The organism is Pedobacter nanyangensis (assembly GCF_003313505.1).
GTDB classification, from domain to species: Bacteria; Bacteroidota; Bacteroidia; order Sphingobacteriales; family Sphingobacteriaceae; genus Pedobacter; species Pedobacter nanyangensis.
The window spans coordinates 55,508-80,345 of record NZ_QMHO01000011.1; the positions used below are offsets into that span (position 1 = coordinate 55,508).

Sequence of the window (24,838 nt, forward strand, 5' to 3'; positions counted from 1 at the left end):
CCTATGACAGCCAAACCACTTTTCACCTCTATATCTGATGATATTGTGGTGAACAAAATTTACGAGATAAGAAATCAAAAAGTAATGCTAGATCGTGATTTGGCAGAACTTTATGGTGTGGAAACAAGAGTTTTAAATCAGGCGGTGAAACGTAACATCAACCGTTTTCCTGAAGATTTCATGTTTCAACTCAATTCAAAAGAATTAGAAAATTGGAAGTCACAAATTGTGATATCCAATCGTGAGAAGTTGGGACTTAGAAAACCTCCTTTTGCTTTTACCGAGCACGGCGTTTTAATGCTATCAAGCGTCCTTAATAGCCCTCAAGCGATACAAGTAAATATTCAAATTGTTAGGATTTTTTCTCGTTTACGCAAACTACTGGATCACCATAACGAATTGAAATTGGAGATCGCAGAAATTAAAAGGCACCTGCACAACCACGACAAGAACATTGAATTGGTTTTTACTTACTTGGATCAACTCATTCAAGAGAAGGCAGCGCCGAGAAAGCGAATTGGATTTAAGCCCGATGAGTTATAAGCTTTATGCAACTTTGGTTTTGTAAACAGGCGTTGCGTTTTCAAACCCGATTGAAGTGGAAATACTTTTGCTTGAGGTTGCTTCGTTCCGGGCAATGACGACCACAGCAAAAGATTGCAACGAAAAGCGGGACTTTCGGTACAAAAACGCTACTGTATTTGCTTTTCAAATGATCAACTTTATACATATCACGAGTAACTTACAACTTAAAACCAAAAAATTCTACGCCAACTATTTGGTAATTAAACAAATCTCCGTATCTTTGCAGTCCCTAAAAAACTGGGGAATAATAAATTTTTTAACAATTAAATAAAAGCAAGTGAATACGTTAAGTTACAAAACTGTCTCTGCGAATGCTAAAACCGTTAACAAACAATGGGTTGTAGTTGATGCTGAAGGAGAGATTTTGGGGCGCTTGTCTTCTAAGATCGCGATGATTATTAGAGGTAAAAACAAGCCTGAGTACACCCCACACGTAGACTGTGGTGATAACGTTATTGTTATCAATGCAGACAAAGTTAAGTTGACAGGAAGCAAAATGGTTGATAAGACCTATGTGCGTTACACTGGTTATCCAGGTGGTCAACGTTTCATTTCTCCAAAAGAGTTATTGGCTAAACACCCTGAGCGTGTTGTTGAGAAAGCGGTTCGTGGTATGTTGCCTAAAACCAAGTTGGGCAAAAAATTATACACTAATTTATTTGTTTATGCTGGTTCTGAGCACCCACACGCTGCACAAGCGCCTAAAACCATTAAACTTTAATTAAAAGAGAAAAGAAATGTCAACAACAAATACTTCTGGTAGAAGAAAAACAGCAGTTGCCCGTATCTATTTGAAAGATGGCAACGGCGCTATTACCGTAAACGGTAAAGATTATAAAGTATATTTCCCAACCCTACCTTTACAATACATTGTTAACCAATCTTTCGAAGTTGCGGAAGTTGCCGGTAAATATGATGTACAAGTAAATGTAGCTGGTGGTGGTGTTAAAGGACAAGCTGAGGCTGTTCGTTTAGCAATTGCTAAAGCTATTGTTGAATTAGATGCTGAGAAAAAATCTGCGCTACGTGCTAAAGGTTTAATGACCCGCGACATGCGTATGGTTGAACGTAAGAAACCAGGACGTGCGAAAGCTCGTAAGAGATTCCAATTCAGTAAACGTTAATCTTAAGGAGACAATACAATGGCAAGAACAACATATCAAGACTTATTGGATGCAGGTGTACACTTTGGTCACCTTACCCGCAAATGGAATCCAAAAATGGCTCCTTACATTTTCATGGAGCGCAATGGTATCCACATTATAGATTTAAACAAAACTTTAGCTAAAACTGAAGAAGCTGCCGCAGCGATCAAACAAATCGTAAAATCAGGTCGTAAGATCTTATTTGTAGCAACCAAGAAACAAGCTAAGGAAATTGTTGCAGAACAAGCTAAGAAAGTAAACATGCCTTTCGTGACCGAGCGTTGGTTGGGTGGTATGTTAACGAACTTCACTACCGTACGCAAGTCGATCAAGAAGATGGCTAACATCGACAAGATGACCAAAGACGGTACTTATGCGATCCTTTCTAAAAAAGAGCGTTTGATGATCCAACGTGAGCGTATCAAATTAGAAAACCTTTTAGGTGGTATCGCTGATTTGAACCGTTTACCTGCGGCTATCTTCTTAATCGACGTGAAGAAAGAGCACATCGCTGTTGCTGAGGCTTTGAAACTAAACATTCCTACTTTTGCAATGGTTGATACCAACTCTGATCCTTCGAACATCGATTTCCCTATTCCGGCTAATGATGATGCAACCAAATCAATCTCTTTGATTACTGACATCATCGTTAAAGCTATCGAAGAAGGCTTAGATGAGCGTAAACGTGAGAAAGACGAAGAAGCTGAGAAAGAAGCTGTAGCGGCTAAAGCTGCTGCTGATGCTCCTGAGGCTCCGGCTAAAAAAGCTAAAAAAGAAACTGCTGAAGCAGAAACTTCATCAGAAGATAATACAGAAGCTTAATTGAAGTTGTAAGTTGTGGGTTGTAAGTTATTAGGTTTTAAACAGCCTTATAACCTATAACTTGCAACTTATAACATTTTATAGAAATTCAAAATATTTAAAAGAGATGTCTACAGTACAAATTTCTGCGGCAGATGTAAACAAATTACGTCAACAAACAGGTGCCGGCATGATGGATTGCAAAAAAGCATTAGTAGAAGCCAATGGCGATTTCGAAGCTGCTGTTGATTTATTGCGCAAAAAAGGTCAAAAAGTATCGGCTGCCCGTTCTGGTAATGCTACTTCTGAAGGTTTAGTATTAATCAATGTTTCGGCAGATGGTACAAATGGTAAATTAGTTGCTTTGGCTTGCGAAACTGAACCAGTTTCTAAAGTTGAAGATTTCCGTAACCTGGCTCAGGTTATTTTAGCGGCTGCGGTGGCCAATAATCCAGCTTCTACAGAAGAATTGTTGGCAATTGCCTTAGAAGACGGCCGTACGGTTGCTGAAACCATTACTGAACTAACTGGTAAAATCGGCGAGAAAATCGTTATCCAAGAATATGCAAATATTTCTGGTGAGAAAATCGTTTCTTATATCCACTCTAACGGTAAAATGGGTGTTTTAGTAGTATTTAAAGGTGCCAACGGTGCTGATATTACTGAAGCTGGTAAAGATGTTGCCATGCAAATTGCTGCAATGAACCCAATTGCCGTGGATAAAGATGGCGTTGATCCTGCAACTGTTGAGCGTGAGATTGAGATCGCTAAAGACGTGATCCGTCAAGAAGGCAAACCAGAGGAAATGGTAGAAAAAATTGCTGCTGGTAAATTGAACAAATTCTACAAAGACAGCACTTTATTAAACCAAGAGTTTGTTAAAGATGGTTCTATCGACGTTCGTAAATTCTTAGACAACACGGCTAAGGGTTTAACCGTTACTGCTTTCAAACGCGTACAATTAGGTGCTTAATTTTTAAGCAAAAAAATATAAAAAGTCCCGCCTTAATGTCGGGACTTTTTTGTTTAATAAGCGCTGTATTTTTTGGTAAACTTGTAATATGCAATCGCTACAAAATCAAAATCTATATCTCCCAACGGGATTACAAACTCAACAAGATATTTCATTTGAAAATGGTTTGATTAAGGAAATCAAACTAAATTCCAATCAATCGAATACAGAAAACACTTACCTGATCCCGGGTTTTATTGACCTGCAAATTTATGGGGCGGCTGGCAAGTTATTCTCTGCCGAACCAAACTTAGATAGTATTCGTACCATAGAGGATCAATTATTGCAAGAAGGTACTACTGGTTTTCTGATCTGCTTGGCCACCAATACACCAGACGTTTTTAACCAATGTATTTCGGTAATTAAAGAATACAGAAAAGATGCCAGAAATTGCATGGGCTTACACTTGGAAGGTCCTTTTATCAATCCCGAAAAAAGAGGTGCCCATGTTAAAGAATATATTCGCAAAGCGAGCTTGGATGAAATCAAACAGCTGTTAGATTTTGGTGATGGCACCATTAAAATGATGACACTTGCCCCAGAGCTACAAGATGACGAAGTTATTCAGTATTTATTAGATCAGAACGTGGTGGTATCTTTGGGGCATAGCAGTGCCACTTTTGAGCAGGCAACCGCTGCTTATGATAAGGGCATACCAACCACCACACACCTGTTCAATGCCATGTCGGCATTACAACACCGAGCGCCAGGCATTCCAGCAGCGGTATTTAATCATCCAACGGCCATGGCCAGCATTATCGCAGATGGATTGCATGTAGATTTTGAAGTGGTAAAAATAGCTGCAAAGATGCTGAGGGAGCGCCTATTCCTCATTACTGATGCCGTTACGGAATGCAATTCGGGCCCATACCAACATCATGCGGTAAATGGCAAGTTTGTCATGCCCGACGGCACTTTATCTGGCTCGGCCATGACCATGCTACAATCGGTCAAAAATTGTGTGGAGCATTGCGGTATTTCATTATTAGATGCCATTAACATGGCCACCTTCAATCCAGCAAAGCTGATCAAAAAAGAAAACGAAATTGGGCAACTTGCTGTTAATACCCAAGCAAACCTAGTCAGGATAAACGAAAAATTGGAATTGCAACAAGTATTTTTCAGAGGAGCCGAAATTAAACTGAATTAGGCACCAGCAAATTAAAAAAACTTGATAATTTTGCCTTTTATGAAATATAAACGGATTTTACTTAAACTGAGTGGCGAATCGCTAATGGGCGAAAAGCAATACGGCATTGATAACGAAAGAGTTAAACAGTACGCAGAAGATATCAAAGCGGTTCACGACGAAGGACTAGAAATAGCGATTGTAATAGGCGGGGGCAATATTTTTAGAGGTTTAAGTGCTGAAAAATCTGGAATGGACAGGGCACAGGCTGACTACATGGGGATGTTAGCTACGGTAATCAACAGCATGGCACTACAAGACGCCCTAGAAAAAGTAGGTTTAAAAACCCGTTTACTTTCGGCCATTAAAATGGAGCAAATCTGCGAGCCTTTTGTACGTAGAAGAGCGGTTAGGCACTTGGAAAAAGGACGTGTGGTTATTTTCGGTGCAGGTACCGGAAACCCTTACTTCACTACAGACTCTGCCGCCGCACTAAGAGCCATCGAAATCAATGCAGATGTAGTGCTTAAAGGGACTCGCGTAGACGGCATTTATACGGCCGATCCTGAAAAAGATCCCACTGCTACCAAATATCAAACATTATCCTTTAAAGAAGTGTATGATAAGGATCTTAACGTGATGGATATGACGGCTTTCACCCTGTGCGAAGAAAACGATCTTCCAATTATCGTTTTTGACATGAACAAAGCCGGAAACTTCATGAAAATTGCCAAAGGCGAAGAAATTGGCACTTTGGTGCAAGGTTAATTTATGGCCATTATTTTATATTTTTGCATATAAATCACTCAGAACAATGAATGACCTCATAAAGAAACAGCTAACAGACGCACAGGCCACTATGGAGAAGGCCATTACACACTGTGAAGCTGAACTGACAAAAATTAGAGCCGGAAAAGCTTCAGCTGGTATGCTAGATGGGATTATGGTAGAGTATTATGGCAACCCAACGCCATTGGCGCAGGTAGGCGCAATTAATACGCCCGATGCCCGTACCATCGTAATTCAACCTTGGGAAAAAAACATGTTAATTCCTATTGAAAGAGCAATTATGGAAGCTAACATTGGCATCAATCCTCAAAATGATGGTTCTATCATCCGTTTGGTTGTACCGCCCCTAACTGAGGAACGTAGGAAAGAGCTCGTGAAAAAAGTAAAGGAAGAAGCGGAGAAAGGGAAAATCGCTATCCGCAACATTCGTAAAGATGCCAATGAAAAAATCAAGAAATTGAAAGCCGACAGCGTATCTGACGACGAAATCAAGGCCGGCGAAGCAGAAGTGCAGAAAATTACCGACAGCTATATTGTAAAGGTAGACAAGCACGCTGAAGTGAAAGAAAAAGATATCATGACCGTTTAAGAAACTGGGCTTTGGCATACACGCCAAAACAAACCTATAAACCCACCAGTTGTTCTTAAACAGTTTCTAACAATATCGTTAAATTGTAATATAAAAGGGAATGTAACTCAGCTACATTCCCTTTTTTTATTTTTGCATCCCAATCACAAAACAAAAATGAATTTATTACTCGATTACCTCAAAGCATATAAGTGGGTGGTAGTACTTGCACTATTTTTAGCTGCGGTAAACATTGGCTTCTCTCTTATGGACCCATATTTTACTGGCCAAATTGTAGACCGATTCATCGAAAAAAAAGATATTCTTGGGCGCTCTGAATATATATGGGGTGTATTAGGATTGGTTGGCCTTGCTATAGGCGCCGCAATGGTTTCCAGGATTGCGAAGAATTTCCAAGACTATTTCACCAATATTATTGTACAAAAAGTAGGTGCCAAAATGTATGCCGATGGTTTAAAGCATTCCCTGGAACTCCCCTACCAGGTTTTTGAAGATCAACGCAGCGGCGAAACTTTGGGCGTTTTGCAGAAAGTAAGGATAGATTGCGAGAAATTTATCACTTCTTTTATCAGCATTCTTTTCGTGAGTTTGATCGGAATGGTTTTCGTGATCGTTTACTCCCTAACAGTAAGCTACAAGGTAACGTTAATTTATGCCGCATCTATTCCGGTTATCGCATTTATCAGTTGGTTCCTGAGCAGAAAAATCAAGACCATACAACGCTCTATTGTAGCAGAAACTACAGCTTTGGCAGGCTCAACCACCGAATCCCTTCGCAATATTGAACTGGTAAAAAGCTTGGGCTTGGCCAACCAAGAGATTGAAAGGTTGAACAAAACCACCTACAAGATTTTGGGTTTAGAGCTCAAGAAAGTAAAGTTTGTACGGGGCATGAGCTTTGTGCAGGGTACCACGGTGAATTTGGTGCGCAGTATCATGATTGTGGTATTATTGATCTTGATTTTTGAGAACACCATTTCCCCTGGACAATATTTCTCGTTCCTGTTTTACTCTTTCTTTTTGTTTGGGCCATTACAGGAGCTCGGAAACGTCATTTTAGCCTGGAGGGAAGCCGAAGTATCGTTGGGCAGGTTTAAAGCAATCCTGAGCACTCCCATTGATCAAAAACCAGACAATCCGAAACCTTTGCATAAAATTGAACAGCTTACGTTCGATGGTATCAGCTTTAAGCATCTTACAGGCAAGACCAATGCCTTAAACCATATTAACTTCAGTGTAAATAAAGGAGAAACTATCGCCTTTGTCGGTCCATCAGGCTCTGGCAAAACAACGTTGGTGAAATTATTGGTTGGCCTTTATCAGCCTGTAGAAGGCAATGTGTTCTACAATAATATCTCCGGCAGGGAAATCAATCTTGATCAATTGAGAGAAAAAATTGGCTTCGTTACTCAAGATACCCAATTGTTTTCCGGAACGATTAGAGAAAACCTACAGTTTGTGAAACCCAATGCCAGCGATGAGGAATGCCTAAAGGTACTTCGTCAAGCGGCTTGCCATACTTTATTGGCCAGAGCCGACAAAGGTTTAGACAGCGTTATTGGCGAAGGAGGGGTTAAAGTTTCGGGTGGAGAAAAACAACGATTATCCATTGCTAGAGCTTTATTGCGTAACCCGGATATTTTGGTGTTCGATGAGGCTACTTCTTCTCTGGATTCTATTACCGAAGAGGAGATTACCGCAACGATTAAAGATGTATCTAAATTGAGTGAACAGATTACCATTTTAATTGCTCACCGTTTGTCTACCATTCGCCATGCCGATAGGATTTATGTTTTGGAGAAAGGCCAAATTACCGAGCAAGGCAAACACGAAGACTTATTGGAAGAAAAAGGACTGTACTACGCCATGTGGAGACAGCAAGTTGGAGAGAGGTAATGAACGATTTGTCATGCTGGGCAAAGCGAAGAATCAATTCCTATTTTAGCAGCAGATTCCTCCCCGATGTATCGGGGCAGGCAGTTCCTCGGAATGACAAGCTGCAATTCGAATTGACGGATAACAAACAATGAAGGCCACGAATATTCGCGGCCTTCATTGTTTACTTTACAATCTTTAAGAGGTATTCGCCGTAACCACTTTTCACCAAGGGTTTAGCAATTTCTTTTAATTGATCTGCGGTGATAAATCCCATACGATAGGCAATTTCTTCAATACATCCAATCTTTAGGCCCTGTCTTTCTTCGATAATCTGCACAAATTGTCCCGCTTGCATCAACGACGCAAAGGTTCCGGTATCTAGCCAGGCTGTACCACGGCTCAATACGCCTACCTTCAGTTTTCCTCTTTCTAAATAAACCTTGTTAACGTCGGTTATTTCATATTCCCCACGGGCAGAAGGTTGGATATTTTTGGCAATCTCGATGACCTCGTTATCGTAGAAATATAAACCTGGCACCGCATAATCTGACTTAGGCTGTGCAGGTTTTTCTTCAATGGAAATCACTTTGTTGTCCTTATCAAATTCTACTACACCGTAGCGCTCTGGGTCTGATACCTGGTAGGCAAAAACAACACCTCCATTAGGATCAGCACTGTTCTGTAGCAGTTTGGCTATTCCATCGCCATAAAAAATATTATCGCCCAATACCAAGGCCACTTTATCTTTACCGATAAACTCCTCTCCGATAACAAAGGCTTGCGCCAATCCATTGGGTTCCGGTTGTACCGCATAGCTAAACTTACAACCTAAAGAAGTTCCATCGCCAAGTAGCTTTTGAAAATTAGGCAAATCACGAGGCGTTGAAATGATCAGGATTTCATGGATCCCCGCCAGCATCAAGGTCGACAATGGATAGTAGATCATTGGCTTATCATAAACCGGCATCATTTGCTTGCTGCAAGCTAAAGTTAACGGGTGCAATCTGGTGCCGCTACCGCCGGCTAATATTATCCCTTTCATATGGTTCAGTTTTTTGGTTAATGATTAGATTTAAGCGCCTCCATGCAAACCTTTAAACTATCTAGCCAATAAGGCACTTGAACGCTGTAGTCGGCTTTTATTTTTGTTTTATCCATTACCGAAAAAGGAGGCCTTTTGGCTTTGGTTGGATAAGCGCTTGTTGGTATTGGATTTACGTTCACTTTTGTACCACTCAGGTCGAATATTGCCTTTGCAAAATCATACCATGAGGTTACGCCCTCATTACTAAAATGATAAATACCATATTTTTTTTGGGGATTTTGAATGATATCAAAAATAATATTGGCTAGGTCAACGGCATAAGTAGGTGTCCCTACTTGATCCGCAATAACATTCAGCTCATCACGCTCGGCACCAAGTTTCAGCATGGTTTTCACAAAGTTATTGGCAAACTCAGAATATAACCAACTGGTACGAATAATGACATGAGTATCCAATTCGTTGATGATTGCCAATTCACCATCCAACTTTGTTGCGCCGTAAACGCTAATTGGATTGGCTTTGTCATCCTCTTTTAGCAGCTTTACTTCCTTGCCTTCAAATACAAAATCTGTGGAAATATGGATGAGCGTAGCTTGATATTTTTTACAAAGCTGGGCTAAATTTTTAGCCCCAGTTTCATTTACCGCCTTGGCAATATCCGCTTCGTCTTCTGCCTTGTCAACGGCTGTGTATGCGGCACAATTAACCACATAAGATGGCTTGGTTTGATCAAAAAGGAGATTTAATGCCGATACATCTAAAATATTAGCTGTATTTTCATCGGGAAAAACTACATTTTCGATTACTCTTAAACCTGCTATTTTTTTAATGCATTGGCCTAATTGTCCTCCAGCTCCTATGACTACAATATTGCCCATTATCTGTTTTTGTACTGCTTTTCGTAATAAGACTGATAATTCCCAGAAGTCACATTATTCAACCATTCTTCGTTAGCTAAATACCAATCTACGGTTTTCTCCAAACCTTCTTCAAATTGCAGGCTAGGCACCCAGTTGAGTTCTTTTTGTAGCTTGGTCGAATCAATGGCATATCGCAAATCGTGGCCAGCCCTGTCCGTAACAAACGTAATCAGTTGTGCAGATTCTCCGTCTTTACGGCCTAGTTTCTTGTCCATGATTTTGCAGAGCAAGTGGATCAAATCAATGTTTTTCCATTCGTTATGCCCGCCAATGTTGTAGGTCTGGCCGGTTTTTGCTTGATGGAAAATCACATCAATTGCTCTGGCATGATCTTCTACCCAAAGCCAATCCCTTACGTTTTCACCTTTACCGTAAACAGGTACGGGCTTATTGTTTTTAATATTGTTAATGGCCAAAGGAATTAGCTTTTCCGGGAAATGGTGCGAGCCGTAATTGTTGGAGCAATTTGAGATTACACAGTCCATACCGTAGGTATCATGGTAGGCTCTAACAAAGTGATCAGAGCTTGCTTTTGAAGCCGAGTAAGGGCTGTGCGGATCGTAGGCAGTAGTTTCTGTGAACATCCCTGTTTCTCCTAAAGCACCATACACTTCATCAGTACTGATATGGTAAAAACGTTTTTGCTTATAGTCGTTTTTCCAATACTCTCTGGCCGCGTTTAACAGGTTAACCGTTCCAATTACGTTGGTCATTACAAAAGCCGTAGGATCAACAATAGAACGGTCAACGTGGCTTTCTGCGGCCAAATGAACCACTGCATCGAAGTTTTCCTCCGCAAACAGTTCATTAATTGCCTGGGCATCTGTGATATCGATTTTGACAAATCTGTAATTGGGCCGATTTTCTACATCTGTTAGGTTCGCCAAATTACCCGCATAGGTCAATTTATCCAAATTTACGATTTGATAATCGGGATAATTGTTTACAAACCGACGAACTACGTGAGAGCCGATAAAACCTGCACCACCTGTGATTAATATTTTCTTCAAAGCAATATGTATCTTGTTTCTTACAAAAATATAAGAAAGTCTCTATTTATCTAAAATTAAAACAATTAAGGAATTTAGCTTTGATCCGCCAAGTTTTCTTCGAGTTCGGCATACCAATCCTCACCATACTTTCTGATTAAAGGATCTTTAAGGAATTTATAAACCGGTACTTTCAGCTCCCTTCCAAAAGTGCAAGCATCTTTACAGATGTGCCACCTGTCATAGTTCAGCACGTCAAATTCAGGGTATTGGGTAATCCTGATGGGATATAGATGGCACGAAATAGGCTTTTTCCAGTCTATCAAACCTTGTTCATAAGCTTTTTCGATGGCACATTTGGTGATGCCATTTTCGAAAGTCACATAGGCGCACTCCTTATGTCCATCTACACAAGGGGTGGTCAAATCTCCGTCCAAATCTATTACCGAAGTTCCATATTGCTCAATGGCCGCTATCCCTTTGGGTGCCAGTAAATGCTTTATCTTAGGGTATATTTCCGCTAAAATTGCCTTTTCTGATTGTTCAAGTGGGGCACCTGCATCTCCCTCTATACAACAAATTCCTTTACACTTGCCTAAATTGCACACAAAATCCTCTTTGATCAGGTCTTCGTGCAATAAGGTACTTTGAACTTCTATCATTGTTACGGTTGCTGTTTATTTGTATAAATTGGCCAATTGTTTGCGTTGTACCGTTTCCAAAGTTAACCAATTAGTTTTTGTTATTTTCCTATTGGGTATTTTAAGCCTTCGGCTGATTTTATTTCGAGTGTTACGGACCCCACCAGTATTTCAACTTGAGCTTTTACGGGAACGCGGTTTCCATCATCGGTAATCCAAAGGTACAATTTACTGTCTTTTCTAAAAATACGCCCCGGCTTAATGGAAGGGCTAAACTTAAGACAGTTGATTTTACCCAGTTTAGATTTAATGGTTTCCTTACCAACATACTGTATCTCGAGCGACGAGATCTCATCGCCCAAAAAATAATTCAGCTTAAAGGTATCGTTTATTTTCAGCTTGGAAATATCCAGGCTACGGGCGAAATAGTAAGCCGAAACCAAATCAAAAGTTTGCGTAGTTGGTGTACTAAAGGTGCCTCTGTTCGCTACTACCTTTTTGTTATCCTGGTAAAACCTGGCTTTGTCCTGCCTACGATAACTTGCTTCCCTGATGTCTTCTTGGTAAAAATAAGGGGTCAGTTCTGTTTTATGGATATACGAATCGTAATGGTCCCTGATTTTATAGAAGATATCGAAAGTGCCCGATGTACGTGCATCAACCACCAAACGATAGGTGGGGTTTCCGTCAAACTTCATGTCGGAGGCTTCCACTTTAATGGTTGCTTCGGCGGCCGTGATAAAACCGTATTTCAACCTGTAGGTAAGTACCTCGCCTTCTTTAAAGGCGGCTTCTTTCTTAATGGGCAGTTCTTGAGCATGTACAAGATTCCCGCAAGCAACTATCGCTAATATCAACGCTAATTTTCTCATGCCCTGGTTAAAACAAAAAGTAATCCAATTTTTAGAATATGTGAGGGAACAGATGTTAACATTTGTTAAAACGCAGCGGCAAAAGAATAAAATAAAGGCAAATATACGCTTTCGCAAAAATAATTTGCTAGTCTTTTCTCTTGTACAGTGGCACGGTTGAACAAGGCTCGCCGTACATGAGGCTTTTTACTACGGGCGTTAACAGCGCCGTAACTTCTACATAGGCCGAAATTGGGATTTGCGGGTTGGCACAGCCTTTAACCACTACCCTTTGTCCGGCATAGTCTTCCAGATTGATTTGAGCCAAGGCCTTCGAAAACAAAACCGTTTCCAATGTTTCGAGGCTACCAAACACCACTTGGTTTGCAAATGGCCTCATTTTATTAGCCAGTAGCATATATGCCCAAGTTGGCACAATGGCATCGGCGGTACAGGTTATGGCGATATTCTTATCCTGGTATTGTTGCCAATCATGTTCCTTTACAAAGTCGCGGAAGTCCTTTTCCCTCAACATCAATCCGTGAAAAAGGTTGTCCTTGATATCATACAGCACACGCTCGCCGTTCTCCAGATAGTCTTCCAGGTTAAACGTGATTAGTCCGCTAGCTGCAACTTTATTAACGATGTTTTCTTGAATGTCCATTTTGCTAAGTCAAAAGTGTAAAGTTAAAAGCGCTAAAAGTCTATTGAGCTTCTCTTTAAAACAAAAAACCGCCTCGATGTAAAGTCGAGACGGTTACAAAATTAAGTAATTAAGATTAATAGAATTTCACCCTATTGTCTTTTATGTTGGCTTTTTCTTGCAATGCTTGGAATGCACCGCCTAGCGCACGTTGGCTAATATTCATCATCATTCCTTGTTTTTGCTTGAATGTGTTTGCTAAAGGCGCTGGATTAGTGAAACCTTCTACCACAAAAACATATACGCCTCTATCGCCGCTAACTGCCTTAGAAAGTTTTCCTACTTGCGAGCCGAACACTGTTCCCACCACTTTGTTTTCCTGTGATAAACCAGGGATAATAGGGTTGGCGAACACCATGTTTTGCACTGGAGTAGCTGTTTTACCCACTTTTTGGGCTACTGCTTCAATAGTAGAAGTGCCAGCTAAAGCTTTGTCAAATTTCTCTGTCAACATTTTAGCTTTCTTAGCGTTTAGCACCTGAGGTTCAATTTGCTTTTTCACGTCTTCTAAAGATAGTTGGCCTTTTGGTTTAATGCCGGTTAATTGGGCAACTACATAGGCGTTGTCCATAGTGTAAACCTGTGGCAATACCTCTCCTTTATCTGCTTCATAACCTTCCCTGATCAGTTGGCGAGGGTTATCCAGACCAGGTGCATATCCCTGGGTAGCGGTAATTCCGTCAGCTACTCCAACGGTATAGCCCTGTTTTTGGGCCAAGGCACTAAAATTATCAGATTTTACTTCGTTTAGGAAAGCAGTTGCTTTTTTGTAGGCCGCATCTCTGGTTTTTTGGCTAGGTGCCAAGTTTTTCTCGATGTAAGCCAACTTCACTACTTTGGATGAACCTACTTGTTTTTCGATTTTGATCACGTGAACACCAAACTGAGATTTCACTACTTTGATATCACCAGCTTTGCCATTGAAAGAAGCATTTTCAAACTCTGGCACCATTGCACCACGAGCAAAAGTACCTAAATCTCCGCCTTGGTCTTTTGAACCATCAACGCTGAATTTTTTGGCCAGATCTGCAAAGTTACTTCCACCTTGCGCCAGGGCTTTTAAAGAGTCGGCCAGTTTGAAGGCTTTTTCTTCGCCACCAACTTGCGCCGGATTAATCAAAATGTGCGCTGCCTTAACTGAATCTGGAGAGAAACGGCTATCCACTACTTTAACCAATTTGTAAGAGTTTCCAGAGAATTTTGGCCCGTAGAAACTTCCTACCGGATAGTTGAAGATTACCGAATCAACCGCTGGATCCAATTTGCCTTTTGAGAGGTAGGTATATGGGATTTTAACATCCGAGTTGTTTGCAGAGAATAAAGAATCATTAGGAGTAGTCTTGAAATCAGCGGCCAATTTCTCAATTTGAGCTTTTACGATGGCACTATCCGCTGCAGTAGGCAAAATACTGAAAGAAACATATTTGAAATCTCTTCTTTCCTGAGGATTATCAAAACGTTTTTTGTTTTCTTCGTAGTACGCCTTATAATCTGCATCGTCCAGCTTAACGTTGGCGTCTAAAATAGCGCTATAATCAAGGTTTACATATTTAAAGTTCACCAGCTTGTTACGGTTGGTGTACTCATCATTTGCTTCCAGGTTGGTTACGTAAACAGAGTTACTGACCAACTTATTGTATTTCTGCTGGAGCGCTTGTTTTTCGATTTCACTTTCCAAAATTAACCACTGCTGAGCTAGCTGAGGGTTCTTGTCCCTGCTTTTCAATGAAGTCATTACGGCGGTTCTATCAAATTGGCCTGTTTGCGGATTTCCAAAATATTGGGTAATCAAAGGGCTTGGGTTTTTACCCTGCACCAAATCAAAAAGCTCATCAGAAGAAACGGTTAAACCAACTCTTTCAAACTCTTTGCCCAACACAACATTTGCAATTTCCGATTGCCAAGCCTGGTCCACAGCCATTGACTGCATTTGGGCGTTCATTACACCACCATACTGTTGTTTAAACTGTGCAGAAGTTTGCTCTACTTTTGCGTTGAACGCATCGTATTTCACTTCTTCGCCATCAATGCTTCCTACAACTGTTCTTGATGCTGCTCCAAATATTGCTGTACCTTGCTGCAACAAAGGCTCTAAAACAAATAACGCCAGCACCACTGCAATACCACCCACTAAAAAGTAGCCCATTTTGGTACGCATGAAAGTCATTAAACCCATACTATTCTTTATAAATCTTTATTTTGTTAGTAAATTTTAAGAGGGCGCAAGATACAAATTTGCGCCAAATTAGAAAATATTAAATTTCAATTGTTTTTTAACTTGAAAATTAGGCAGATATGGCCCAAATTTCCTGTTGTTTTAAGGCAGTTTTCCGTTCTCGATATAAGCATCCGCCGAAGGCAGGGTAATGCTATAGGTACTGAAATCCTGAGGGGCCGAAAAACTGGTTCCCCTTAGTACATTGCCATCTTTGGTGGTTACCGTACCCGCTGGTGAGTTGTACATTTTGGTGTTTTCGTTCCAGGTGAGTTCTTCGGTGGTGAAGGTCATATCATCTGTTACCACAACCACGTTTTTCCTGAAAATGGTAATTCGTTCTGTTTCTTTGTTGATGGCATAGCCAGAAGTGATACTGCCTTTGGTTTTCATAAAATCATCGTAAAAATAAATTTTCACGCCTTTGGGCATCTCACTGTAAATTGCTCCCGCAGATGGAGTTACTTTATCCAAAATGGGAGCGTAGCCCTTGGCTTTTACCTTGGCCGAATCACTGTAGATAATCTCCACGCCGTAAGTACGATCTTTGCTAAGCGTAATTTTATTGGCGGCAATGGCCGAAACCTTTTTTAGGTCATCACCTTCGCAGGCCAATAACGACAAGCAGATAGCGCCAAGCGAGAGAAGAAAAAACCTGTTCATGACCTATTAAATGAAATGCTGCAACAGCCGACAGATTAATCGAACCTAAATCTTTGGAACCATCTGTCGTTTAGCATAAATCCTAGATGAATGTTCACATAACGCTCCTGGATAAGTCCATTGCTCACTTTACCCCTTCTTCCAATTTCTGCAGAAACGTTCATTTTATAGAATGATGATCTGGCATAGGCCGCTTGCAGTGGTAGCCCCAAACCGAAAGTTAAAGCCATTTGCTTCACATCTTGGTTATTCATTTGGATATAAGTCTTGTCGTAGGAGAAGCCCAAACGGTAATCTACCCTTTTGAAATAGCCGTTAATAGCCGAAATATCGGGCGTAAATTGCCCCCCAACGGAAAACCCATACGTATCTTTCAGGTTCTGATTCACATTGTCGATGGACATTTCCGACCATTTGCCCATACGATAATCAGCCCCGATCAGCCATTTATTTTCTTTGTGCAAGGAAAACCCAAAATTGTGCACCAGCGGTAATTTCAAATTAGTTTTCCCATTTTCAATGGCGTACAGGGTATCCAAAGCCGACAATTCGTTGCCCTGTGAATCTTTTTGATAAATGGTGATGTACTGGCTTTTTTCTGAATTCAGTTTTGAAGCAGCAGAACCAGAGTAGCCCAATACCAACGAGGTTTTATTACCTAGGCGGAAATCATATTGAGCTCCGTAGCTGAAGTTAAAACCAAATACACTGTTTTTCAACTGGTCGCGTGAATTGATGGCTCCCGCATCATTTACATATTCGGTTGAACGGTTTTGGATCAAGTTACCAAAAAGATATTCGGCATTGGCCCCAATTCTAAAATGGTCACCGAATTGGATACCATAGCCGATATAAGCTTTGGATAAACCACCTTCGCCACTGTATAAATAATCTACTGTTTTGGTATTTTCGGTAGTGTTGCCCACGGTCATGCGGTTGCTGAAATCATATCCCAGTTCTGAGTAAGGTAAAATACCAACACTAAGTGCCGATTTTGATGATACTGGGAAGGCCATCGCCAAATGGCTTAATGAAGCGTTGAAGCTCTGCTCATTTAAGCTATTGGTTTTTAAGCTGGTAAAACTTCCCGACATGCCAATATCCAAGGTAGTTAAATTAATACCTGCATAGGAGGCTGGGTTTTGCATGTTGATGTTGCTAATATAGCTTGACTTAAAAACACCTGTAGAAATACCACCCATAGCCCTTTGGTTAGGTAAAACAGAACCTCTAAGGTTTCCTAAACCAAACTTAGAATATGGCGACTGCACGGTTGATTGCGCATAAGCTCCTAGAGAAACCATTAGCAGGCAAGCAACATACACATGCTTCATTTTTTTGTTCATTTTATAATGTGATAACTTCATTCAATCCTTTTAAAACCAAATATGGTTCATGGGTAATCTGGGCGGCAAATATGCTATTTTTTAATTGCTTGTTCAAAAAAAGCGAATCACCCCCCGTTAAAACCACCTGTAAATTGGGGTTTCTTTTTTGTTCCAGGGCAATAAAGCCCGCTATTTCGTTCACCGCTCCCTGCAACACCCCTCTTTTGATGGCATTTTGGGTATTGCTCCCTTCGGCAATTATTTCTTGGCTTTTATCCCAAGTAACCAGGGGCAAACGGCCGGTGTAGTGGTTTAATGCTTTAAACCGCATATTCAATCCCAAGCTTATACTTCCTCCAAAGTATTCATTATTTGCGGTAAGTACATCGTAGGTAATGCAAGTCCCTGCATCAATCATCAGGGTGTTTTGGCCGGGGTACAAGCAATGGGCGGCAATTACCTTTGCCCACCTGTCCAGCCCTAAAGTTTGCGGACTTTCATAATAGCTCTTTATACCGCCAACAATCTGGGTGCTAAATCGCACATACGTTGTGTGCTGTTTTAGCAGTTTTTCCAAATCATCAATCTCATTTCCTACACTCGAAACCGTTGAACTTACAATCTTATACTCGGCAATTAGTTTTAAGAGATTAGCCTCTTCTATTTTTTCAAGCTGCTCGAAATAGAGGAGTTCTTTTTGCTCAAATATTGCTAGTTTGCTATAGGTGTTGCCAATATCTATGACTAGATTATTCATCAAATATTTACATTACCAACAACGAGTTAAGAATAGAAAGAAACATTGTCAACCGTTTCATGCCACAAATCTAACCATCTTTGGCAAGTTTCGAGGTATCAATTTGTTAAAAAAGGTTAAACCTAATTATTTGCAGATCATTTGTTAACCACGGCTACGGATTTTCAGGTTTCCCTTTTAAGGCATACATCCGGGATATGCCTTCCAAACTACCCATAAACCCTACTTCATTTTGTGCATTTGTGGCCGTGTTTAAACGAACAAAAAGTATTGGATACAAGCCACCAGGATTACGAAAAGAGTTTCGTAAAACCACCTTTTTTTTGCGTTGGAAAAATAGTAGGCCAGCAGTATCGCTCCTGAAGGTACGCAAAGTAAAAAATGTGCCACGGTAACGCCCCTTTTGGTGTAAAAACTCACAATGCTAACCACAAACATGAAAAACAGCATTTGAAAAGCTTTACGTGTACTGATAAAGCTCCTGAAAAAATTATCCCGCAGCTGGATTACGGCCATGATCATGATCAGGACTACCGGAATAAGCACCAGATAATCGTTGTAATTGATTTGCAGGTTGACCGGGAATTTATTGGTTAGCGGCTGCCAGATGTCAAAAAACCGATCGATGTTATCGTTCCAATAATAAAACACGGCCACAAACATAAAAATGGTCAGAAAACCGATGATCCCAGAAATCCATTCCCGCCAGTTAAAAGGCCTATATAAAAGCAGGCTGAGCCATAACATGAGCAATAGCATAATAAATGGAAAATAGATGAGGGTTCCAATGGCGATGACCATGCCCGAATCAAACATAATGCTCATGGCATTTGTCGTTTTAGCGAGTCTTAAAAACTTATCGATCACTACAATCATCAGAAAATTACAGATAAGCGCTGGGCTTAGCACTAAAAACTGTAGAAATAAGCTTGTGCCAGAGATGTACATCAAGGCTGGAAGATAGCTTGGCTTGTTTAAAAGGCCGTGGTTGTTGATGATTCTGTTAAAAATGAGTGCCTGTACCAATACCACCACCGCAGCGAAAAAAACATTGGCTTCGGGAGAGAGTGCATTGTCCGGAATGTTGATGAAGAGCTTGGTATAAGATTCCAGTATTTCAAAATCAAGCTCGGCAGGTAAATTAAAAAGGATAGCCAGCCGCATTAAAACGGTATAAGCAACCAACAATAACAGGTTAATGGGGTGTAAGCTTCTAAACTGATTGATCATGCCAAATTACGAAGGCAAAGTAAAGAAATTTATCTGGCAAAAGTGTTTACCGCATGGGCAATAATTGCAGCTGTTTCATCGGGGAAATCAAATTGATGCTCCTGCGGATTGGCAACAAACTCTTGAAGAATAGGCACCCAATGCCGGTTACTGCCCCAAATTACAGGCAACCCGAACTGTTTTAGAGCATAGGCGTTGCACTGCTGCTCGTATTGGAAACGCATTGGCGCCACCAATAATTTCTTGCCCAGGTGCAGGGCTTCGGCGGGCCCTTCAAAACCTCCGCCGGTAAAAACACCTGCGCAACTGGCCATGCTTGCGTTAAATTTTTCGTTGTTAACGGGCTCTACAAACACATTTGCATCATGGTAGGCTATTTTGGCATGTTTGGAGAAAACTTCCCAACGCACCTGTGGGATTTGTTTCAGCACGTTTACCAAGTCCTTATCGTCGATAGCTGGAAGGTAAACCGTATAATGCCCCAAATTGGACGGTTGCAGCTGCCTAATTTCACTCCTGATGACAGGTTTGTAAATAAAATCATCATACCTGTCAAAATGAAAACCAATATGATGCGTAGTTGGTGCGTACCTGCTCAAGATAAGCTTTCCCCAATCAATGGTTTTGGGACGCGGTACTTTTTTGGACTTAAATGATGCTTGGTGGCTTAATGATACACTTTCAATGCCCTGTAGCTTACAGGCCCATGCAGAAATGGGCTCAAAATCGTTCAGGATCAGATTGTAGTCACGCAGTGGAATGGCTTTCATGTCTTTTCTGAACTGGAATAGATCCATGTTTTTCCAGGTCTTGTAATGATCTACACCGCCTTTTTTCCCAAAAATAAAACTGAAACCATGAAATCGATACTTAATTTCCTGGACCAATTTCACATCCACTTGCGTGCCCGAAATCAACAGATCTACCTCGCCATGCTGTTGTAAAAGAGGGACAATTTCCCTCGCCCTGCTCACATGCCCATTACCGGTTCCCTGTATCGCGTAAAGTATCCTCATTGGCTCCTAATATCCATATTTTTTAGGCGTTAGCCAATTCCGAGTTTAATTTTCTGCAATAAAATATTCACGTCAAGTTTTCCATGTAGGTCATCCCCGTCCGAGAGTTCGCCCAATTCCACTTCGTCTTTTACAAAGTTTTTGGCTTCGTACCTAAAGATTTCCCATTGTCCGTGGTTGTATTCCAAAGCAGTAAGGTTTTCTACCCAATCGCCGCTATTCAAATACATCACCTCCCCATCTTGCATAACAATGTTTCTTTTTTCAGGCTGGTGGATATGCCCACAAACTACGTAATGATAACCATTTTCAATGGCTAGTTCTGCGGCCGTGTCCTCAAAACTATTGATAAACTTTACGGCATCCTTAAACTTGGCCTTGATTTTTTTAGAGAAGCTCATTTTTTCCCGCCCCAACAAATTCAAGCCCCAATTCACTACACTGTTCAGTAAAATCAAGCTGTCGTAGCCAATGGCACCAAGTTTAGCCAACCATTTCGAGTGCTGCATGGTTACGTCAAAAATATCACCATGAAAAAACCAGGCCTTTTTCCCGTCTATTTCCAAAATAAGCTTGTTTTGTAGGTAAAAGGAGCCCAAACTCATGTCGGCAAACTTGCGCAACAGCTCGTCATGGTTTCCCGTCAGATAATAAACATCTACACCTTCTACCACAAACTTCATCAGTTTGCGCAAAATTTTCATGTGGGTTTCAGGCCAGTAGCGCTTGCTGAACTGCCAAATATCGATGATATCGCCGTTTAAAATCAGCGTTTTGGGCCTAATGCTTTTTAGGTACTTCAGCAATTCTTTAGCGTGGCAGCCATAGGTACCCAAATGCACATCAGAAATAACCACAATTTCTACATTCCTTTTCTCCATAAATTATTTTGGGAACAGTAATTAATCTTCATCTTCGCCCACGGTCAATTCGTATGGACTAAAGAAAAACGCCACAAAAACAATTACGCATACCAATAGAAATAGTTCAAGCATCTTTTGAGAATATGATCTGATACAAAATTGCAGCACACTGATTAACTGATTGTTAACACACCGTTATGTTTTTTATAGCCAAAACCTCATAGGTTTACTATACACTGCACTATTAAACCTATGAGGTTTGTTTAAATGGCCTCTAAGTTTCATGTAACAACGTACATACATCAAAATTTTGCCCATGCCAATAGGAATACTTAATATTGAATTTCAACCGAACCAAAATGAGTGCATTTGCCCAACAACCGACCTTAACAACCAAAACACATTTCGAAATTTTAGATGGCCTGCGTGGCATTGCCGCTGTTGGCGTGGTGGTATTCCATTTTATTGAAATGTACACGCCCCATCCTGAAGATTTAATTGCCCATGCTTATCTAGCTGTAGATTTTTTCTTTTGCCTTTCTGGATTTGTTGTGGCCTATGCCTATGATGATAGATTGCCGCAAATGGGGTTGAAAACGTTTTTTAAACAAAGGTTAATCAGGTTGCATCCGTTGGTTGTATTGGGCACCATATTGGGTGTGCTGGCGTTCATTTTTGATCCCTTTGGCAGCCAGTGGGAAACTTATAGTGGCTGGAAAATGTTAGGGCTCTTTTTTGCTTCTGTATTAATGATCCCTTACCCTATCATTGGCGAAAGGGCCTTTAATAATTTTGGCCTGAATGCTCCGGCTTGGACCCTTTTCTGGGAATACGTAGCCAATATTGCCTATGCCTTGGTATTGCAACGCCTTAAAAGAGTTTGGTTATTATTGCTTGCCGTGTTAGCGGCAATTGGCATTTTCTATGTGGCAAATACTGCCGGGAATATTAGCGGAGGCTGGTCAAAAGATAATTTTTGGCATGGTGGCGCTAGAGTTGCCTTTTCCTTTATAGCAGGCATGTGCATTTTCCGTTATCAGCTGATTATCAAAAATAACTTGGGATTCCCGATATTGGCTTTGCTGCTTGCCGCCAGTTTTTTTGTTCCTTTTAGAGATGAATGGAACTGGATTACGGAACCATTAATTATTGTGCTTTATTTTCCTTTATTGGTAGCTTTGGGAGCAGGAGCCGCATTAAATCCAGCCCAGCAGGGCATTTGCAGGTTTTCTGGACAAATTTCCTATCCGCTTTACATCACCCATTATTTTGTGCTTTGGTCTTTCGGGAACTACTACGGACAGGTGCAGCCTACCGCACAAACATTGGCCTGGGTTATTCCATCGCTCATGGCCATGCAGTTAGTAGTGGCTTACTTAGCCATGAAGTTTTATGATTTGCCGATTAGAAAATGGTTGTCTCCGAAGAATATGCCGAGAAATTAATCAACATCAATCTAGGTAAGTCAATAGTGAATGGTTTTGCAAATACGCCAACCGTCAGGTTGCACTTAGCATGGGAATTGTTTTCGGCAGGGCCGATGGAGCTTTTCCGCGTTTACTCAACTTGGTTAAATTTGGTTTGGGTGTTTATCCGAAAATATTGGAAGATAGCGGTTTTAGATTCCAATATCTAACCGCCGCCACTGCTATCAGAGATTTATTGAGCTTACGAATATAACAGGTTTACTTCACCTCTTCGTAGTCTACGAAGTCTCCTAATTTATCGGCATTGCCTTTTTTCTTTTCTTTCTGAGGCATGTAATCTATAGAAATGGTTCCTTCTGGACGACGAGGTCTTTGCTGCTGTTGAGCTTGGTTTTGCATATTGCCAAAGGCATTTCTAATTACAGCAGGAAATATCATTCTTACCAGTAACCTGATTACCCATAAAACAATTATCGCTATTAAAAGAAAATTTAATATATATCCCATTTTTTTACTCTTATTACAAATATAGACTTTGCCTACAGTTTTTTGTTTCAAATAACGCTTTTCATTGCAATTTCATTACAATTCGAAGTTAATTGTTTAACTTTTACACGCTAAAGGACATGTATTATGCTCTTCTTACCATCAAACTTATGATCAGTCTTCGTCTACAATTTCGCAAACTCTGCCTATCTGTCCATCTTCCAAACGCACTTTTATCCCCCTCGAATGGAATGCTGCAGAAGTCAATAAATTTTTAACTATCCCGTAAGTCACATTTCCGCTTCTTTGATCTTTTTTAAGAATAATCCCCACTTCTAATCCTGGGTAAATATCTTTTCTGTTCTGTCCTTGCATTTCGTGTACAATATTAAACTCACAACCAATTGTTATGGAAGTTTGCTAAAATCAATTTGAGGTTTTTTGTTGGCTACTTTCCTGCTGAACACGGTTTTTGCAGGTGTAAAATGATTAAAGAAACCTCCGTTCATTAAATAAAAACTATCGCCATCTAGGCCTCCGGCATAATCTTTACGATAGTTTACGTTGCCAGTGTTGTCGACCGTAAAACGTGCGGTGCCGAGTGAAATCCAGTTGCCTTTGGTATCGCATACCCGTTGGTTATTGAACAAAACCTTTCGGGAATGAGCACCGTAAGCTGGGATAAAATTCTCCAAAAAAGAATGAGGCCGCCTTAAGTAGGTTTGGGTTTTTGGCCGTTTAAAAGAGGCAACCAATTGCCACTGGTTAAGCTCTGGGGCAAAAAAATAGGCGGTATAAGTGGTGGTGCTATCTTTAATATTTTCGCTTGGCTTAACTCGCAACAGAAACTTATAGGTATTGCCAGCTTTCCAGTTATATTTAAGATAGCTCTGTCCGCCTGAGCCTTCATTGCCAAACTCGCCCGTATGTACTTCTTTTCCTTTTTTCAGCATCAAAATCTTATGGCTATCGGGAATATCTTTTGGATTATCGGTAGTAAATGGGCTCCAAACCGAAAACAACACCCTTCTTTCGGTAGCGGAGTTTACTTGGATACCAAAATAGCCTTCGCCAAATCCATTGGCCATAAAATAAGATCCAATGACATCTTCGCCCTTGGGCACCGTTAATTCGTTGTAAAACCATTCGGCCTCCATTTGAGCAGGCAGTTGATAATTCAGGTGCACGGATGGTCCTCTTCTTCCCCAATGGAAAAAATTGCCTTCATTGTTTTTCACATAGGATGTTTGTGCGGTAATGGCGCTTCCCCACAAAACCAGCCCTCCAATATCAGGAAATTTCGTCCCTGTCTTTTTCAGTCCCTTAATGGTAATGGCTACGTAGCCTGTATCCTTTATTTGCCAAGAACCTATTTCTTTGGAGGTGTCTTTACTTTCTGCCACCTCAACCGTTTGGAATTTGTTGTTGATTCCCACGCTAAGCTGGCTATTTCCCTCGACCTTGGTTATTTTATCAAAAGCTACTTTCAGTTCTCCAGGTTGGGTTAAACGAACGTACACTTTATAAACAATGTCACTACTGTTCCAGTTCACAATTCCATTGCGAGTAATGGTTTTGTCGTTATCCACGTTAGTATAGGCATTACCACCCATGGGCACCACAATTCGAGGTTCGTTTTGGGCATAAAGTAAGTTACTTATGCAGAGCAACACAATGCTCAATAATTTCTTATTCATAGAACTGTTTAAACTTCAGATAAAATATTGGTCTATAGATTGCTTCGTACCTCGCAAAGACGGGAACAGGAGCGCCACT

Annotated in this window: 27 protein-coding genes; 11 read left to right on the top strand and 16 right to left on the bottom strand. The window is 40.7% G+C overall.

Annotated elements, in window-relative coordinates; translation table 11 throughout:
• Nucleotides 1-3 precede the first annotated feature (3 nt).
• The 9 genes from DUT71_RS15935 (at nucleotide 4) to DUT71_RS15980 (ending at nucleotide 7,946) form a co-directional block, all read left to right on the top strand.
• A complete protein-coding gene (locus DUT71_RS15935; protein ID WP_113663538.1) occupies nucleotides 4-543 on the top strand; it encodes an ORF6N domain-containing protein in 540 nt (179 codons plus the stop codon).
• A 319-nt stretch (nucleotides 544-862) separates the two neighbouring features.
• The gene (gene rplM, locus DUT71_RS15945) at nucleotides 863-1,306 is read left to right on the top strand and encodes a 50S ribosomal protein L13 (RefSeq protein ID WP_113663540.1); all 444 of its coding nucleotides are present in this window, start codon (nucleotides 863-865) and stop codon (nucleotides 1,304-1,306) included.
• 16 nt (nucleotides 1,307-1,322) lie between these two features.
• Nucleotides 1,323-1,709 carry a 30S ribosomal protein S9 gene (gene rpsI / locus DUT71_RS15950; protein ID WP_113663541.1) on the top strand — a complete coding sequence of 129 codons (387 nt, stop codon included), beginning with the start codon at nucleotides 1,323-1,325 and terminating at the stop codon, nucleotides 1,707-1,709.
• Between the two features lie 18 nt (nucleotides 1,710-1,727).
• Nucleotides 1,728-2,552: a 30S ribosomal protein S2 gene (rpsB, locus tag DUT71_RS15955; protein ID WP_113663542.1), complete on the top strand. Its 825-nt coding sequence runs from the start codon at nucleotides 1,728-1,730 to the stop codon at nucleotides 2,550-2,552.
• A 106-nt stretch (nucleotides 2,553-2,658) separates the two neighbouring features.
• Nucleotides 2,659-3,504 (top strand): translation elongation factor Ts, encoded by an 846-nt coding sequence (gene tsf / locus DUT71_RS15960; RefSeq protein ID WP_113663543.1) that lies wholly within the window; start codon nucleotides 2,659-2,661, stop codon nucleotides 3,502-3,504.
• 88 nt (nucleotides 3,505-3,592) lie between these two features.
• Entirely contained in the window at nucleotides 3,593-4,693 is a 1,101-nt protein-coding gene (gene nagA, locus DUT71_RS15965; protein ID WP_113663544.1) for an N-acetylglucosamine-6-phosphate deacetylase, read from the top strand.
• A gap of 39 nt (nucleotides 4,694-4,732) precedes the next feature.
• Entirely contained in the window at nucleotides 4,733-5,440 is a 708-nt protein-coding gene (gene pyrH / locus DUT71_RS15970) for a UMP kinase (RefSeq protein ID WP_113663545.1), read from the top strand.
• A gap of 46 nt (nucleotides 5,441-5,486) precedes the next feature.
• Nucleotides 5,487-6,050, top strand: coding sequence for a ribosome recycling factor (gene frr / locus DUT71_RS15975; protein ID WP_113663546.1), 564 nt, complete (start codon nucleotides 5,487-5,489; stop codon nucleotides 6,048-6,050).
• Nucleotides 6,051-6,206: 156 nt separating this feature from the next.
• On the top strand, nucleotides 6,207-7,946 hold the full coding sequence (locus DUT71_RS15980; protein WP_113663547.1) for an ABC transporter ATP-binding protein: 1,740 nt from the start codon (nucleotides 6,207-6,209) through the stop codon (nucleotides 7,944-7,946).
• Between the two features lie 163 nt (nucleotides 7,947-8,109).
• On the opposite strand, the gene rfbA is transcribed toward DUT71_RS15980, so the two are convergent.
• From rfbA to DUT71_RS16045, 13 genes are all read right to left on the bottom strand, one after another.
• Nucleotides 8,110-8,970, bottom strand: a complete 861-nt coding sequence (gene rfbA, locus DUT71_RS15985; RefSeq protein WP_113663548.1) for a glucose-1-phosphate thymidylyltransferase RfbA — start codon at nucleotides 8,968-8,970, stop codon at nucleotides 8,110-8,112.
• A 17-nt stretch (nucleotides 8,971-8,987) separates the two neighbouring features.
• Nucleotides 8,988-9,851, bottom strand: coding sequence for a dTDP-4-dehydrorhamnose reductase (gene rfbD / locus DUT71_RS15990; protein WP_113663549.1), 864 nt, complete (start codon nucleotides 9,849-9,851; stop codon nucleotides 8,988-8,990).
• On the bottom strand, nucleotides 9,851-10,903 hold the full coding sequence (rfbB, locus tag DUT71_RS15995) for a dTDP-glucose 4,6-dehydratase (protein WP_113663550.1): 1,053 nt from the start codon (nucleotides 10,901-10,903) through the stop codon (nucleotides 9,851-9,853). The genes rfbD and rfbB overlap by 1 nt, the downstream gene beginning before the upstream one ends.
• Nucleotides 10,904-10,977: 74 nt before the next feature.
• Nucleotides 10,978-11,544, bottom strand: coding sequence for a DUF3109 family protein (locus DUT71_RS16000; protein WP_113663551.1), 567 nt, complete (start codon nucleotides 11,542-11,544; stop codon nucleotides 10,978-10,980).
• An 80-nt stretch (nucleotides 11,545-11,624) separates the two neighbouring features.
• On the bottom strand, nucleotides 11,625-12,395 hold the full coding sequence (locus tag DUT71_RS16005) for a DUF3108 domain-containing protein (RefSeq protein WP_113663552.1): 771 nt from the start codon (nucleotides 12,393-12,395) through the stop codon (nucleotides 11,625-11,627).
• Between the two features lie 127 nt (nucleotides 12,396-12,522).
• A complete protein-coding gene (locus DUT71_RS16010) occupies nucleotides 12,523-13,038 on the bottom strand; it encodes a DUF2480 family protein (RefSeq protein ID WP_113663553.1) in 516 nt (171 codons plus the stop codon).
• 115 nt (nucleotides 13,039-13,153) lie between these two features.
• On the bottom strand, nucleotides 13,154-15,253 hold the full coding sequence (locus tag DUT71_RS16015) for a peptidylprolyl isomerase (protein ID WP_113663554.1): 2,100 nt from the start codon (nucleotides 15,251-15,253) through the stop codon (nucleotides 13,154-13,156).
• Between the two features lie 141 nt (nucleotides 15,254-15,394).
• Nucleotides 15,395-15,955 (bottom strand): LptA/OstA family protein, encoded by a 561-nt coding sequence (locus DUT71_RS16020; RefSeq protein WP_113663555.1) that lies wholly within the window; start codon nucleotides 15,953-15,955, stop codon nucleotides 15,395-15,397.
• 35 nt (nucleotides 15,956-15,990) lie between these two features.
• On the bottom strand, nucleotides 15,991-17,322 hold the full coding sequence (locus tag DUT71_RS16025) for a hypothetical protein (protein WP_240186961.1): 1,332 nt from the start codon (nucleotides 17,320-17,322) through the stop codon (nucleotides 15,991-15,993).
• Nucleotides 17,303-18,040, bottom strand: a complete 738-nt coding sequence (locus DUT71_RS16030) for a type III pantothenate kinase (RefSeq protein WP_113663556.1) — start codon at nucleotides 18,038-18,040, stop codon at nucleotides 17,303-17,305. Before DUT71_RS16030 ends, DUT71_RS16025 begins: the two co-directional genes overlap by 20 nt.
• A 252-nt stretch (nucleotides 18,041-18,292) precedes the next feature.
• Nucleotides 18,293-19,270 (bottom strand): DUF6427 family protein, encoded by a 978-nt coding sequence (locus tag DUT71_RS16035; protein WP_113663557.1) that lies wholly within the window; start codon nucleotides 19,268-19,270, stop codon nucleotides 18,293-18,295.
• 29 nt (nucleotides 19,271-19,299) lie between these two features.
• Nucleotides 19,300-20,286 (bottom strand): glycosyltransferase family protein, encoded by a 987-nt coding sequence (locus DUT71_RS16040; protein ID WP_113663558.1) that lies wholly within the window; start codon nucleotides 20,284-20,286, stop codon nucleotides 19,300-19,302.
• 29 nt (nucleotides 20,287-20,315) lie between these two features.
• Nucleotides 20,316-21,167: a UDP-2,3-diacylglucosamine diphosphatase gene (locus DUT71_RS16045; protein WP_113663559.1), complete on the bottom strand. Its 852-nt coding sequence runs from the start codon at nucleotides 21,165-21,167 to the stop codon at nucleotides 20,316-20,318.
• Between the two features lie 341 nt (nucleotides 21,168-21,508).
• On the opposite strand from DUT71_RS16045, the gene DUT71_RS16050 reads away from it, so the two are divergent.
• Together DUT71_RS16050 and DUT71_RS20480 are read left to right on the top strand one after the other, a co-directional pair.
• On the top strand, nucleotides 21,509-22,594 hold the full coding sequence (locus tag DUT71_RS16050; protein ID WP_113663639.1) for an acyltransferase family protein: 1,086 nt from the start codon (nucleotides 21,509-21,511) through the stop codon (nucleotides 22,592-22,594).
• Between the two features lie 70 nt (nucleotides 22,595-22,664).
• Entirely contained in the window at nucleotides 22,665-22,829 is a 165-nt protein-coding gene (locus tag DUT71_RS20480; protein ID WP_240186962.1) for a DUF1731 domain-containing protein, read from the top strand.
• 5 nt (nucleotides 22,830-22,834) lie between these two features.
• Here DUT71_RS20480 and DUT71_RS16060 read toward each other — a convergent pair whose 3' ends face one another.
• The 3 genes from DUT71_RS16060 to DUT71_RS16070 form a co-directional block, all read right to left on the bottom strand.
• Entirely contained in the window at nucleotides 22,835-23,083 is a 249-nt protein-coding gene (locus DUT71_RS16060; RefSeq protein WP_113663560.1) for a DUF4834 family protein, read from the bottom strand.
• A 153-nt stretch (nucleotides 23,084-23,236) separates the two neighbouring features.
• The gene (locus DUT71_RS16065; RefSeq protein ID WP_113663561.1) at nucleotides 23,237-23,437 is read right to left on the bottom strand and encodes a YwbE family protein; all 201 of its coding nucleotides are present in this window, start codon (nucleotides 23,435-23,437) and stop codon (nucleotides 23,237-23,239) included.
• A gap of 32 nt (nucleotides 23,438-23,469) precedes the next feature.
• A complete protein-coding gene (locus DUT71_RS16070) occupies nucleotides 23,470-24,759 on the bottom strand; it encodes a DUF3472 domain-containing protein (RefSeq protein WP_113663562.1) in 1,290 nt (429 codons plus the stop codon).
• Between the last annotated feature and the right edge of the window lie 79 nt (nucleotides 24,760-24,838).